Origin of the sequence: Thalassobius sp. Cn5-15 (assembly GCF_022347685.1) — a bacterium.
GTDB lineage: Bacteria > Pseudomonadota > Alphaproteobacteria > Rhodobacterales > Rhodobacteraceae > Thalassobius.
Map to the genome: position 1 here is coordinate 73,681 of NZ_JAKRGF010000006.1, position 13,094 is coordinate 86,774.

Annotated in this window: 15 protein-coding genes; 6 read left to right on the plus strand and 9 right to left on the minus strand. The window is 57.9% G+C overall.

Annotated elements, in window-relative coordinates:
• The first annotated feature begins 89 nt into the window (after window positions 1-89).
• The 3 genes from MHM86_RS13455 (at window position 90) to MHM86_RS13465 (ending at window position 2,764) form a co-directional block, all read left to right on the plus strand.
• Entirely contained in the window at window positions 90-1,484 is a 1,395-nt protein-coding gene (locus tag MHM86_RS13455) for an aspartate aminotransferase family protein (RefSeq protein ID WP_239200520.1), read from the plus strand.
• On the plus strand, window positions 1,484-2,074 hold the full coding sequence (locus MHM86_RS13460; protein WP_239200521.1) for a GNAT family N-acetyltransferase: 591 nt from the start codon (window positions 1,484-1,486) through the stop codon (window positions 2,072-2,074). Before MHM86_RS13455 ends, MHM86_RS13460 begins: the two co-directional genes overlap by 1 nt.
• Before the next feature lie 129 nt (window positions 2,075-2,203).
• Complete coding sequence (locus tag MHM86_RS13465; protein ID WP_239200522.1) at window positions 2,204-2,764, plus strand: HupE/UreJ family protein; 561 nt, start codon at window positions 2,204-2,206, stop codon at window positions 2,762-2,764.
• Window positions 2,765-2,809: 45 nt separating this feature from the next.
• Here the strand turns inward: MHM86_RS13465 and MHM86_RS13470 are convergent, their stop codons facing one another.
• Both MHM86_RS13470 and MHM86_RS13475 read right to left on the minus strand, forming a co-directional pair.
• Window positions 2,810-3,844, minus strand: a complete 1,035-nt coding sequence (locus MHM86_RS13470; RefSeq protein ID WP_239200524.1) for a permease — start codon at window positions 3,842-3,844, stop codon at window positions 2,810-2,812.
• Window positions 3,837-4,148 carry a helix-turn-helix transcriptional regulator gene (locus MHM86_RS13475; RefSeq protein ID WP_239200526.1) on the minus strand — a complete coding sequence of 104 codons (312 nt, stop codon included), beginning with the start codon at window positions 4,146-4,148 and terminating at the stop codon, window positions 3,837-3,839. Before MHM86_RS13475 ends, MHM86_RS13470 begins: the two co-directional genes overlap by 8 nt.
• Before the next feature lie 114 nt (window positions 4,149-4,262).
• Between MHM86_RS13475 and MHM86_RS13480 the strand changes: the two genes are divergently transcribed.
• Window positions 4,263-5,732, plus strand: a complete 1,470-nt coding sequence (locus MHM86_RS13480) for a PLP-dependent aminotransferase family protein (protein ID WP_239200528.1) — start codon at window positions 4,263-4,265, stop codon at window positions 5,730-5,732.
• A 91-nt stretch (window positions 5,733-5,823) separates the two neighbouring features.
• On the opposite strand, the gene MHM86_RS13485 is transcribed toward MHM86_RS13480, so the two are convergent.
• From MHM86_RS13485 to MHM86_RS13495, 3 genes are all read right to left on the minus strand, one after another.
• A complete protein-coding gene (locus tag MHM86_RS13485) occupies window positions 5,824-6,468 on the minus strand; it encodes a DUF1523 family protein (protein WP_239200529.1) in 645 nt (214 codons plus the stop codon).
• 164 nt (window positions 6,469-6,632) lie between these two features.
• Window positions 6,633-6,947 (minus strand): hypothetical protein, encoded by a 315-nt coding sequence (locus MHM86_RS13490; RefSeq protein ID WP_239200530.1) that lies wholly within the window; start codon window positions 6,945-6,947, stop codon window positions 6,633-6,635.
• A 72-nt stretch (window positions 6,948-7,019) separates the two neighbouring features.
• Window positions 7,020-7,469, minus strand: a complete 450-nt coding sequence (locus tag MHM86_RS13495; protein WP_239200531.1) for a MarR family winged helix-turn-helix transcriptional regulator — start codon at window positions 7,467-7,469, stop codon at window positions 7,020-7,022.
• Window positions 7,470-7,585: 116 nt separating this feature from the next.
• Between MHM86_RS13495 and MHM86_RS13500 the strand changes: the two genes are divergently transcribed.
• A complete protein-coding gene (locus MHM86_RS13500) occupies window positions 7,586-8,011 on the plus strand; it encodes an organic hydroperoxide resistance protein (RefSeq protein WP_239200532.1) in 426 nt (141 codons plus the stop codon).
• 97 nt (window positions 8,012-8,108) lie between these two features.
• On the opposite strand, the gene MHM86_RS13505 is transcribed toward MHM86_RS13500, so the two are convergent.
• The 4 genes from MHM86_RS13505 to MHM86_RS13520 all read right to left on the minus strand — a co-directional run bounded on the left by MHM86_RS13505 (window position 8,109) and on the right by MHM86_RS13520 (window position 11,882).
• The gene (locus tag MHM86_RS13505; protein ID WP_239200533.1) at window positions 8,109-8,717 is read right to left on the minus strand and encodes a LysE family translocator; all 609 of its coding nucleotides are present in this window, start codon (window positions 8,715-8,717) and stop codon (window positions 8,109-8,111) included.
• A 161-nt stretch (window positions 8,718-8,878) separates the two neighbouring features.
• Window positions 8,879-9,967, minus strand: coding sequence for a sirohydrochlorin chelatase (locus tag MHM86_RS13510; protein ID WP_239200534.1), 1,089 nt, complete (start codon window positions 9,965-9,967; stop codon window positions 8,879-8,881).
• Window positions 9,968-9,981: 14 nt separating this feature from the next.
• Complete coding sequence (locus MHM86_RS13515) at window positions 9,982-10,503, minus strand: hypothetical protein (protein WP_239200535.1); 522 nt, start codon at window positions 10,501-10,503, stop codon at window positions 9,982-9,984.
• Between the two features lie 170 nt (window positions 10,504-10,673).
• A complete protein-coding gene (locus tag MHM86_RS13520; RefSeq protein WP_239200536.1) occupies window positions 10,674-11,882 on the minus strand; it encodes an aminopeptidase P family protein in 1,209 nt (402 codons plus the stop codon).
• Between the two features lie 203 nt (window positions 11,883-12,085).
• Between MHM86_RS13520 and MHM86_RS13525 the strand changes: the two genes are divergently transcribed.
• Entirely contained in the window at window positions 12,086-13,087 is a 1,002-nt protein-coding gene (locus tag MHM86_RS13525) for a P1 family peptidase (protein ID WP_239200538.1), read from the plus strand.
• The last annotated feature ends 7 nt before the right edge of the window (window positions 13,088-13,094 follow it).

Genomic DNA, 13,094 nt, shown 5'->3' on the forward strand with positions numbered 1-13,094 from the left:
GGACCTACGCCCTCCCGTCAATTCGGCGTTGAATGAAGCCAAGGCAGCCGTGTGGACTGCGCTTTGGATCCAGTAGAAAGGACAGCCCGATGGATGGTACCCGTGACAATGATATTCAGGCCGTCGTTGACGCCGATCGTGCCCACGTCTGGCACCACCTGACCCAGCACAAACCTTTTGAGGAAGCGGAGCCGCGCATCATCATCGAAGGCAAGGGCATGCGCGTCTGGGACCAAAACGGCAAAGAGTACCTTGATGCGGTTTCTGGCGCGGTGTGGACGGTGAATGTGGGCTATGGCCGTGAAAGCATCGCCAACGCGGTGCATGAGCAACTGATGAAGATGTGCTATTTCGCTCAGGCCGCAGGGTCGATTCCCGGATCGAAATACGCGGAAAAACTGATCTCTAAAATGCCGGGGATGAGCCGCGTTTACTACTGTAACTCCGGTTCTGAGGCGAATGAAAAAGTCTTCAAGATGGTGCGCCAGATTTCGCACAAGAAATACGGTGGCAAGAAGAACAAGATCCTTTACCGCGACCGTGACTATCACGGCGGCACGCTGGCGGCGATGTCGGCGGGCGGCCAGGATGAACGCAATCTGCAGTACGGTCCCTTTGCCCCCGGGTTCGTGCGGGTGCCACACTGCATGGAGTACCGCAAAGACGAGTTGGGCCTTGGCCATCTGGAAGGCGAAGCATTCGGCATCGCCGCCGCTAACCTGATTGAGGATGTGATTCTGCGCGAAGGCCCAGAGAGCATTGGCCTATTGTGTCTGGAGCCGGTAACAGCAGGCGGCGGTGTCATCACTCCGCCCCCCGGTTATTGGCCGCGTGTGCAGGAGATTTGCCAAAAATACGATATCCTCTTGCACATTGATGAGGTGGTCTGTGGCATCGGGCGTACTGGCACATGGTTTGGCTATCAGCAGTATGATGTAAAACCGGATTTTGTGACGATGGCCAAAGGCGTGGCTTCGGGCTACGCAGCGATTGCCTGTATGGTCGCGACCGAAGAGGTCTTTGACTGCTTCAAATCGGACCCCTCGGACAAACTGGACCATTTCCGCGACATCTCGACCTTCGGGGGCTGCGCCAGCGGTCAGGCGGCGGCGCTGGAAAATATGCGGATTATCGAGGATGAGGATCTTTTGGAAAACTGCACCGCGATGGGTGAGCGTTTCCTCGCCAACCTTGAGGCGCTGAAAGAGAAACACGCCGTCATTGGTGACGTGCGCGGCAAGGGGCTGTTTCTGGGTGCCGAACTGGTCAAGGATCGCGAAACCAAGGAACCGGTGGAGGAGGCGCAGGTGGGCGCGGTCGTTGCGGCCTGTGGCGCGATGGGCGTTATTATCGGTGCTTCCAACCGGTCAGTGCCGGGGCGCAACAACGTGTTGTGCTTCTCGCCCTCATTGATAGTAACGCCAGAAGATGTCGATCTGATCACCGATACGGTCGACAAGGCGTTGAGCGAGGTTTTCGGCTGATGTGGCCCACCCCTATTGAACTGACGGGCCTGCACGTAATGCTGGCCCCTTTGTCGTTTGACCATCTGGCGGATCTACAGGCCGCCAGTGCCAGCGGCGATATGCATAAACTGTGGTACACCTCCGTGCCCTCGGCAGAGGGGATGGAGGCAGAGATTGCCCGCCGCCTGACCCTGCAAGAGGCGGGGTCCATGCTGCCCTTCACCGTTTTGCTGCCCTCGGGGCGTGCGGTGGGGATGACTACCTACATGAATATTGATGCCGCCACCAAACGGGTTGAGATTGGGTCCACCTGGTATGCGCCAGAGGTGCAGCGCAGCCCGCTGAACACCGAGGCAAAGCGTCTGCTGTTGTCGCATGCCTTCGATGACCTCGATTGCGTCGCGGTGGAGTTTCGCACCCACTTCATGAACCATCAAAGCCGCCGTGCGATTGAACGGCTGGGCGCCAAACTGGACGGCGTGTTGCGCAGTCATACCCGTATGGCGGACGGTAGCCTGCGGGATACGGCTGTCTATTCGATCCTGTCGCATGAATGGCCGATGGTACAGGCGCATCTGAACTGGCAGCTGGAAAAGCCCCGCGATTAAGCACGTGAACGGTGGGCAGAGTGTCCACCCTACGGCAGCGTATTGCGCTTTCGCGCGGGGCGTGGTTTTAGACCAAACACAGGCACGACCTATTTCGGGGTGCCGGATGACCTAACTAAGGATCCGATGATGAAATATATCACACTTCTGGCCGCGCTGATGCTGGCCTCCCCCGCATTCGCTCATATGGACCCTGCCGAACATGGCTCTATTGCTGCGGGGTTTACCCATCCGCTGTTCGGCCTTGATCATGTACTGGCGATGATTGTTGTCGGCCTCTGGGCGGCGCAGATCGGCGGTTGGGCAATCTGGTCAGTGCCGTTGGGATTTGTGTCGGCCATGCTGGCGGGCTTCCTTGCTTCGCTTGCTGGTGTGCCCCTGCCGGTGGTGGAGCCGGTGATCCTTGCCTCGTCTGTCGTTCTGGGTCTGCTGGTGGCACTGGCGGTGCAGCCACAAACGCATTGGGCGATGCTGACGGTGGCGAGCTTTGCCCTGTTTCACGGTCACGCCCACGGGTCGGAACTGGGTATGGCAGAGGCGCTGCCATATGGTGCGGGTTTCCTGATGGCGACGATTGTTCTGCACGCCTTCGGCACTCTGATTGGTGCCAGCCTGCACCGGTTCCAACTGCCCCTGCGCATCCTTGGGGGCGGCACCGCACTGGCTGGTGCCATTCTTGCGGTCGGATAATAATCGGATAATAAAAAGAGGGGGCCATGTGGCCCCCTTAGCCTGTCAAAACATTTGGAACAGAATCCCTGACAGGATCGCGCCACTGATCCCCAGTCCCAGATAGGCGGCAAAGATCTGCGGTTTTACCAGCGACCACACAGCGGCCATCGCGGGGATTGAACTGACCGCGCCAGCGATCATGAAGGACATCGCGGCCCCTGCACTCATCCCCTGATCCATCAAACCGGCCAAGAGTGGCGGCGCGACATAACTGTTAAGGTATGCAGGCATTCCGACGAAGGCGGCGGTGATGATTGGCAGCACCCCGGTGCCCCCCACCAGCGTGGCGATCAGATCCGCCGGTACATAGTGCACCAGCAGTGCCTCCAGCACATAGGCGAGGGCCAACCATTTCAGCAGGAACAACGCGTTTTCGCGAAACTCGCGCCCGAATGTCTGACGCCGCTCTGCCTCTTGCCAGAACCGCCACTGCGGTTTGCCGTCCATCTTGGGCACACTGCAACAGCTGCCACAACCCGATGACTGTTGCTTTTTCAAAGGCGATTGAAACGCGCCCAAACGCATCAGGCCACGCAGGGCAAAGCCACCGAGCAGGCCCAGTGCCACCGCAGCCACCGCTTTGACAATCGCAAAGGGCCAGCCAAGTGCACCGGCTGTGATCAAAAGGGTCGGTGGGTCAATCAACGGCGAGGACAGCCAGAACGCCATTACTGCGGGCAAGGGAGCGCCCAGAGCCAAGAGGCCAGCAATGAACGGGATCACTTCGCAGGAACAAAATGGCGCCAGCCCACCAAACAGCGCAGCCAAGAGGATCATCCGGCTTTCACGCCCCTCGAAGGCGCGGGCGACCATGACCTCAGCCCCTGTGGCCTTCAGATAGGCCAGCAGGAACACTGCCAAGACGATGTAACGTGCCGTGTTGAGGAGGGCGCTGAGTGAAAATTCCACCACGTTCCGCAGGTTTGCAGGATCCAGCAACGCCACCATTGTGAGCAACACGGCCGCAACAGCCCAAGGTGTTTTCAGATACTGCAGCCCAGAGGACAAGCCGCGCGCGGAATGAGAGATATCAGTCATCGTTCGCCACCTCCTGTGGGGCGTCCATGCAGCATTCGCATAGGATATAATCTGCGAGCAGCCGCAGATGGTCGAAGTTCGCCCGTGTGATCGTGCTGCGCCCCTGACGTTCCTGCGCGATCACATTGCCTGCGGCCAGAAATTTCAGGTGATGTGCCAGCGTTGACGGCGCGATGCCAGAGCGTTCTTGTATCTCGCTCACGCTTAATCCTGCGTCGCCGGCACGGATCAGGATGCGCAACACATCCAGCCGTGCTTCTGATCCCATTGCGCCAAACCCGCCTGCGGCCAATTCCAGTTCCATTGGTCCAAACCCCGAATGATTCGATAAAACTAGTTTTGTAGTTTTATACCGAAATGCAAGCCTGATATCCATATCCAGATTGCGCACGCCTTAGGTCCAGTCTACCCTCCGCAAATGGCTGTTTCCGTCGAAACCTTTTTCCTTACACCCGATGCACAGGGCACGCTGCAGGCGCAGATCCAACAGATGATCGCCAGTGCGATCCTGTCAGGCCGTCTGCGGCGGGGGGAGAAGTTGCCGTCGTCACGCAAGCTTGCAACGCACCTCGGAGTTAGCCGCCTGACTGTGACGCTGGCCTATACTGAATTGCAGGTCAGCGACTACCTGCAGTCGCGCGATCGGTCCGGCTACTATGTCAGCGACAATGCCCCCGAGCCGCTGCCTGATCCCAACCCACCAGAGGGTGCGTCAAAGGTTGATTGGGACGCAGCGCTGCCACGGCAACTGACCTCCTCGGTTGTGCCGGGTCGGCCGTCGGATTGGGCGCGCTATCGTTATCCATTTGTCTACGGGCAGGCGGATCCGGCACTGTTTGATCATGGGCATTGGCGGCTCTGTGCCCTGCAGGCGCTTGGACAAAAGGATTTCACAGCGCTGACCACTGACTATTACGATCAGGACGATCCCGAACTTGTCGAATTTATCCTGCGCCATAGCCTGCCTCGTCGCGGTATAAGCGCCCGCCCGCAAGAGGTGTTGATCACTATGGGCGCGCAGAACGCGCTGTGGTTGGCGGCGCAGGTGCTGCTGGACGGAAACCGCCGCGCGGTGGTGGAAAACCCGGGCTACCCGCCGCTGAAGGATACGTTGGCGCAGATCGGCTGTGGCGTCACGCCAGTGGATGTGGACGCTGACGGTCTGCCGCCTGAGGCGTTGCCGGATAAGTGCGATGTCATCTTCACCACACCATCACATCAATGCCCAACCTCGGCCACCATGCCTGCCGCCCGCCGCGCGTGCCTGCTAGAGGCAGCACGTGCGCGCGGTGCGTTGGTGGTGGAAGATGATTATGAGTTTGAGATGTCCTTCCTGTCACCTGCTCTGCCTGCACTCAAAAGCCTCGATGGTGATGGGCGGGTGATCTATGTGGGCAGCTTTTCCAAGGTGCTCTTCCCTGGGCTTCGCCTTGGCTATTTGGTCGGCTCCGAACCGTTCATCCGGCAGGCCCGCGCACTGCGCGCAACGGTGTTGCGCCACCCGCCCGGCCATATCCAGCGCACGGCCGCCTATTTTCTACGCCTTGGCCATTATGATGCGCAGATAAAACGGATGTCGCGTCTGCTGGCCGAACGCCGCGCGGTGATGCAGGCCGCACTCCTTGATCATGGGTTGAACATTGCTGGCAGCGGTAGTTTCGGCGGCTCCAGCTTCTGGATGCAGGCGTCGGAGGGGGTAGATATGGAGGCGGTGCGCCAGCAACTTTTGCACGATAGCGTGCTGATCGAAAGCGGTGATCGGTTCTTCAGCGGACCAGAGGTTCCGCGCAATCACTACCGCCTCGCCTACTCCTCGATCCCGTCGGACCGCATCACCGAAGGTGTCGCGCGCATCGCTGCGGTAATTTCCGCAAACACTGCTTCATGAACACACTGGACAATAAAAAAGGGCGCAACACTGCGCCCTTTACCGTTCCCAAAATGTCCAAATTCCAACGTCGTATTAAGCGAGGCTTGGACTACTTGCCGCGCAATCTGTTAAACCAGCGACTTGCACGGCTACTTCGATCGGCAATCGCGTCAGTGGCTGCGTCATACCCGTCCTCGATATCTTCCAGCACTGGATCAATCCGCGCCTCGCGGAAACGGCGCCAGCGCACGTACATCCCCCAGAACAGCGCGGCAAGCAGGGTGAGGAAGACGATGTTGAACCAAGGAATGATTTGTTCATCTGGTCCCGTGGCAGGGCGTACATCCACCGCGTTGGGGTAGATCGAAAACAGTTCATTGCGCCAACCATAGTGTGTGATGACCACCCATTTCGGCGCCTCGATAGTGGATTCCATATCCCCCACCTCGGCCTGCAGGTTGGAGGTGTCGAACTTGAAGTAGGGCGGCCAGCCCCAGCCGGTGTCTTCATTGCGGTAAACCATCACCTCATCTGCGGGCGATTTGGTCTGGATAAAGAACACGTCACGGTTCACCGGCGACGTCGCATTACCGCTGCCTGCATTGGACCAGAAGAGGGAGTTATTGCCAAAATCAATCCGTTCTTCATAGGTGCCAGTCACCCGCACAATGTCGTGTTGCGGCAGGGTGTAGTGGAAGAAACCAACCAATAGGGTCAGCACCACAATCCGAAATGCCCATTTCACATAGACCATAACGGTCCCCTTTCTGAAATCCGCTCTGCGGCTTGCTACGTTAGCAAGCGCCTAAAATCTATAGAATACAGTTGGAGTATTTGAGACGAAGTTTCAAGAACAGGTCAGCGCCACGACGTAACGGTTAGGGCTATATGCTTGGAAGATGGCAGTCATTGTATCGGTTATATCTGCGCCTCCCGCACTGCTGCCTGCGCGCGCTGCTCCTCTCTCAGGTTGCAAATTGCAGTCAGAACGATTGCAGAGAGAAGCACAATTCCTGAAGCTATAGGACCGAAGGTCAGATCAATTCCATAAGCAGTGAGTATGCCACCGCCTATCGCGGCAAGCGATAGCACAACCAAGATCACAGTAAGGGAGCGCAATCCGCGACCGCAACGTAAATCTGCGCTGTATGCAGAAATGTCGCCGACCTTGATGATCTGGTACCCGATCAAGCCTATGGCGAGGCCAATGAAAGCTGCAAAATCAATACCCATACAAGATTGGGTAACATATGCAGGAATAAAATACTACTTTAGGGTGGTATTTGCGGCTGTTTTTCTCATCCGTTAACCCGCCAGAGCCGTCTCTAGTCGCAGACGTAAACGATGCACTTCTTCGCGCAATTCCTGCACCTCTGTAGCAGGCATTGCCGCAGCTTCCCCCAAGCAGGCGGGAATGCTAGCGGCCTGCACCTGCAGGGCGCGGCCTGCGTCGGTCAGGCGAATGCGGACGCGACGCTCATCCTCCGGGTCGCGCTGGCGAGTGATCTGGCCTGATGCCTCCATCCGCTTCAATAGCGGCGTCAGGGTTGAGCTTTCCAGAGACAGCGCCTCTCCCAGATCGCCAACCGCGCGGTCGTCGCGTTCCCACAATAGCAACATCACCAGATACTGCGGATAAGTCAGGCCCAGCGGATCCAAGAGCGGTTTGTAGAACTTGCTAAACGCATGTGAAGCGGCATAGATCTCAAAGCAAAGCTGCTGGTCGAGGGTGGTGAATTCGGCTGTCTGTGTCATGCGGTCAAATTAAATCGTGCACGATTAAGTCGCAAGGGTTGACAGGCGCAAGGCGGGGCGACAATTTATATCGCACACGATTTAATCGTGCTACAGTAAATAGCAAAGGAACGACGATGCTTGAAAGCGTGATCTACAAAACCGCCGCAACCGCCAGCGGGGGCCGTGATGGCACCGCCAGCTTTGCCGATTCTGACGCAACTCTTGGCCTTGCCCCGCCGAAGGAATTTGGCGGCAACGGCAATGGCATGAACCCCGAACAATTGTTTGCAGCGGGCTATGCGGCTTGTTTCCTATCAGCGCTGAAACATGTAGCGGGCGAACAAGAGATCGACGTGCCTGCAGATGCCACCACGGATGTGGCCGTTGCCATCGGTCCGCGTGTGGGGGGCGGTTTTGGTCTCGACGTCGAAATTGACGTCACCCTGCCGGGCATGGATCAGGCACAAGCGGAAACGCTGATCGAAACCGCGCATCAGGTTTGCCCCTATTCCAACGCCACCCGTGGCAACATCGACATCACCCCGCGCCTGAAGGGGTGATAACGCCGGTTTCAAGCCACAGCCTAGGGCTGGCTACGATCCTACCCTAGGCTAACCTGATCAGGCTGCTGGTGCGGTGCGATCATATGCGTTTATTTCAGTCAGAAAACGCCAGCTTCAGCCCCAGAAAACCAAAAACACCAGCAAAGCCTCTTTTGATCCAGTTCATCACCCTGGGACGTGTCACAACATAGTCGCGTGCAGCGGCGGCAAACGCGCCGTATCCCACAAAAACAGCAAAGGTCATCATCATGAATGTTGATGCCAAGGTGATCAGTTCAACCGTGACATTCGTAGAGCTGGCAGAAACGAATTGCGGCAGGAATGACAGGAAAAACAGGGAAAGTTTCGGGTTTAAAATATTGATGAGCGTGCCCTTGGCCGCGATTCCCGCGTAGTTCTCTGAACGTTTTTCTGCGCGGACATCCATGGCACTTCCATCTTTGAGGATGTTCCACGCCATGTAAAACAGATAAAGAACGCCCAAATATTTGATGACCTGAAAGGCAAGCGCGCTGGCGTGCAGCAGTGCCGCCAAGCCAACAATGCTTGCCACAGCGGCGGGAACGATCCCAATGGTACAGCCAAAGGCCGCTGCCACGCTGGCCTTAAATCCCCGGCCCAGACCAACCGCCAGCGTGTATATAACCCCTGTGCCCGGCAACAAAACAACGACAAATGCGGTCAGTAAAAACTCAATAGACATCCCATCCTCCTGATTACGTTGACTATTCAATGCGGCAGGCGATCAGTCAATCTCATCGCCTGACTGCGCCAGCACATGTCGCAAATGCCAACAGAAAACCCCGCCAAAAATGACGGGGTTTGCCAGCGATACAGACTGGATCAACGATCCAATGGCTTTATTCAGTTCTGATCGCGCGCGGCACGTTCTGCGTCAATCACCTCTTGCGGGAACTGACTCATGAAACAACAACAGACCCCTTCGTCGATCATGGTGCGCGGGCCATTGGGGTGGGCGATGTGGCGATAAACGCCGTGGCTGTGCCCGTGATGATGATCGTGGCCGTGATGGTGGTGCTCATGGTCGTGTGAATGCCCGTGATCATGACCACCGCCCGCCTCATCATCCAGGGGATCAATAAACTCCGCATGGTGATGATGCACCTCCACCTCGCCACGTGCCAGCCGGTTCTGGAAAGAGGTCATCAGATCCTCCGGCTCATCCATCTTGCCCGCCGCCGCTTCGCGGATCCGTTCGACAAAGGTGTCGATGACGTGATCCTGATCGGACAGGTAATGCGCCTTTAGCAAGGTGACATCGCTATGCTCCGCTGCCACCCGGTCCACATAGTTGTAGATCCGGTCGATCAGACGGCCCGAAAACAGGAAGTAAGGTGCTACCACAATCTTCTTGTACCCCAGCTTTAGCGCCATCTCTAATCCCTGCCCGACAGAGGGGAAGGTCACACCGGAGTAAACGGTTTCCGACCAGCCAAAGCCCATGTTTTCCGCCACAATACGTGTCAGGCGTGCGGCTTCGGCATTGGCCATCGTATCCGAGGTGCCGCGCCCCACCACCACCAGCATCGTGTCATAGAGATCACCGTCATGCAGATGATCCACGCCCAACGCCTCAAGGATCCGGGCCTCGAACGCAGCGATCATCTGGTCGTGCAGGCCCAGCTCACGACCATAGCTGATGGTCAGCCCGGGGTGTTTTTCCTGATAGGTGGTCAGAACCGAGGGAATATCGTTTTTAGCATGGGTGGCCGCGAACAGCATGCCGGGCACCGCGGCAATTTCGGTCACGCCAGCAGCGACCAACGCATCCAACCCCATGTGAATATTGGGTGCGGAATATTCCAGAAAGCCATATTCCACCGGCGTGTTCGGGTAGCGTTTGCGCAGCCCCTTGGCCAGCAGGCCGAACTCTTCTTCGGCTGATTTAGATCGGCTGCCGTGGCCGCAGATCATGATGCCTTGTTTTGCCATCGGTTACTCTTTCATCAATGTGTGGGTGGTTGGCTTGCGTGTTTTGGCGCAAGGTTGGGATCAAGATAGCCTGCCCGTCGCAGGAGCCGGGCAAGAGCCTGATGAAACACCATTTCATCCTCGCCTTCGCACAGCATCATCGAGTGCGCCCGCGCCTGCGGCGTGCCGCGGCGAAAATGATAGAGGCTGGAAATCAGGTGGTTTTCTTCTTTGGTTATGGAGGCGCTGCAGGTTCTGCAATAAGGGTCATAAAACCGCAGCGGCGCGCGGCGGGTTTCACCCAATGCCAGTGAGATATCCAGAACGGCCCGCGCCATCAGTGGTCCCTGATCAGGTCCGAACTGACGATCCGCGAAGGAAAACGCGTCGATCCACGCCCGTGACTGCGGGATTTGCCAAGCCATCCAAAACAGACGCAGCATGTGCAAGACGCCAATTTCAAAGCCGTCAAAGGGCTGATCGGCGATCAGTGGATCCTTGGGGAAAGTACTGCCGCCTGCTGTCGGGCAGTCGGCGCGCTTGAATGGGCCAGGCATGCGATGCCGTCCAATGTTGCTATTGGCTGGAAAGACTGCCTAGCTCCTGTCGATCGCAGGGCTTGGTGTGTTATGCAGACGATATTTCCACTGGCAGGCCAATGCAAGCGCTCACCGGCGTGGGGTGGGGAGGGCACGGCGCCAGTGGGGACGCCGCGCCGAATGGTCAGTTAGCCGACCACGTTAAAATCCGGTCCGTAGGGATAGCCGGTGATGTTTTCATTGCCATCCTCAGTGATGATCAGGATGTCATGTTCGCGGTAGCCGCCCGCACCTGGTTGGCCGTCAGCGATTGTCAGCATCGGCTCCATCGAGATAACCATGCCGGGTTCCAGCACCGTATCGATATCCTCGCGCAATTCCAGACCGGCCTCACGCCCGTAGTAGTGCGACAGCACACCGAAGGAATGGCCATAGCCAAACGTACGGTATTGCAGCATGTCGCGTTCGGCGAAGAATGCGTTGATCTGATCGGTCACCTCGGCGCAGCTGGCACCGGGTTGCAACAGCGAAATGCCCAGTTCATGGGCGCCAACGTTCGCTTCCCAGTATTGGAGGGAGGCATCGTCTACCTCGCCCACAAACATAGTACGTTCCAGCGCGGTGTAATAACCCGAAATCATCGGGAAGGTGTTCAGCGACAAGATATCGCCGCGCTGTAAACGCCGTGCGGTGACAGGGTTGTGGGCGCCATCGGTGTTGATGCCGGATTGGAACCACACCCAGGTGTCGCGATATTCCGCATCGGGGAACCGTTTGGCGATCTCCAGCTCCATCGCGTCACGACCGGCCATAGCGACATCAATCTCTCTCGCGCCTTCTTTGACCGCATCGCGGATCGCATAGCCACCCACATCAGCCACCGCGGCGCCCGCGCGGATCATCTCCAGCTCGGCTGCGGATTTGTGCATGCGCTGGCGCATGGTCGGCTCATAAAGGTCCTTGGTTGCAGAGGGTGATAGGAAACTGTCCAGTTTCGACTTCTGCTGCAGGCTCAGGTGATCGCTTTCATAGCCGATGACCTTGCCCGTGCCGGTGACGGACAGGATCGCTCGCCAGTAATTGTCGCGCTGCCAGTCGGTGTAAGTGATGTTGTCACCATAGCACCGCCGCCACGGCTGACCTGCGTCGATTCCGGCTGAAATAGTCACACATTCCGTTGCGGTGACCACCAGCGCATAGGGGCGGCCAAAGGCGCAATAGGTGAAGCCAGAGTAGTAAGAGATGTTGTGCATCGATGAAAACACCGCCGCATCCACGCCATTGTCGACGAGGATCTTGCGCAGGCCGGCGACGCGGTCGGCATATTCGGCATCTGCAAACTGCAGCGCAGCCTTTTCGCCATTGTGGAAACGATAGAATTCAGGACGAGATGTCATTTGTTGACCCTCCTTAATCAAAAGAAAGGTCCCGGCGTTCAGGACGGTTTTCACGGGATCCCAATACTGCTGTACATTCTCATGCAGCATTGCGGCGACGCCATCGCCCGGCCCCGATAGGCCTGACCCGTGTAAACCCACCTTGCCGATCCTGCGAAATCAGGCAAGATGATTTTGACTACAACCTTTGGGAAAATCACACCATGACCACCTCTGCCCGGCCCGGTGCCCGGAATCTGATCACCGATGTTGCAGGCCTGCGCGTCGGAAACGCTGAGGATCAGGGGATCAAGACAGGCGCGACGGTTCTTTTGGGTGATCAACCCTTTACCTGCGGCGTACATGTGATGGGCGGTGCGCCGGGGACGCGCGAGACTGACCTGTTGGCGCCGGATAAAACGGTGGAACAGGTGGACGCGCTGGTCTTGTCCGGCGGATCGGCCTTCGGCCTCGATGCGGCCTCTGGTATTGCCGACGGGCTGCGTGCGCAGGGGCGGGGCTTTAAGGTGGGCGATCAGTTGGTGCCGATCGTGCCGGGGGCGATCCTGTTTGATTTGATCAACGGCGGGGACAAAAACTGGTCAGAAAACCCTTATAAGCGACTTGGTTTGGCGGCGCTGGCAAACGCAGACGTGGACTTCACCCTCGGCTCTACCGGGGCGGGCACTGGCGCAACCACGGCGAATTTGAAGGGCGGACTTGGCTCCGCTTCTGTCAGATTGCCCTCTGGCCATACGGTCGGCGCGCTGGTGGCGGTCAACGCGCTGGGGTCGGTCGTGGTGGGCGATGGGCCGGAGTTCTGGGCCGCCCCTTATGAACAAAATGCTGAGTTTGGTCATAAGGGCGTGGCGCAGAGTTACCCTGAACTTCATGTGCCACCGACCAAACTGGCCGCGCACGCCAACACCACCATCGGCATCATTGCTACAGATGCTATGCTGACACAGGCGCAATGCACACGCCTCGCCATTGCAGCCCATGATGGTTATGCCCGTGCGCTGTTCCCGGCGCATACGCCAATGGATGGGGATCTGATCTTCGCCGCCGCCACCTCCGAAAAATCGCTAAGCGATCCGATAGCCGACACGCTCTACCTTGGTCATGCTGCCGCAACAGCAATGGCGCGCGCGATTGCCCGCGCGATCTATTCCGCGACGGCGCAGCCAAATGACGTCCAACCCACATGGGCGGCGCAATTCAGCTAAACCGCCC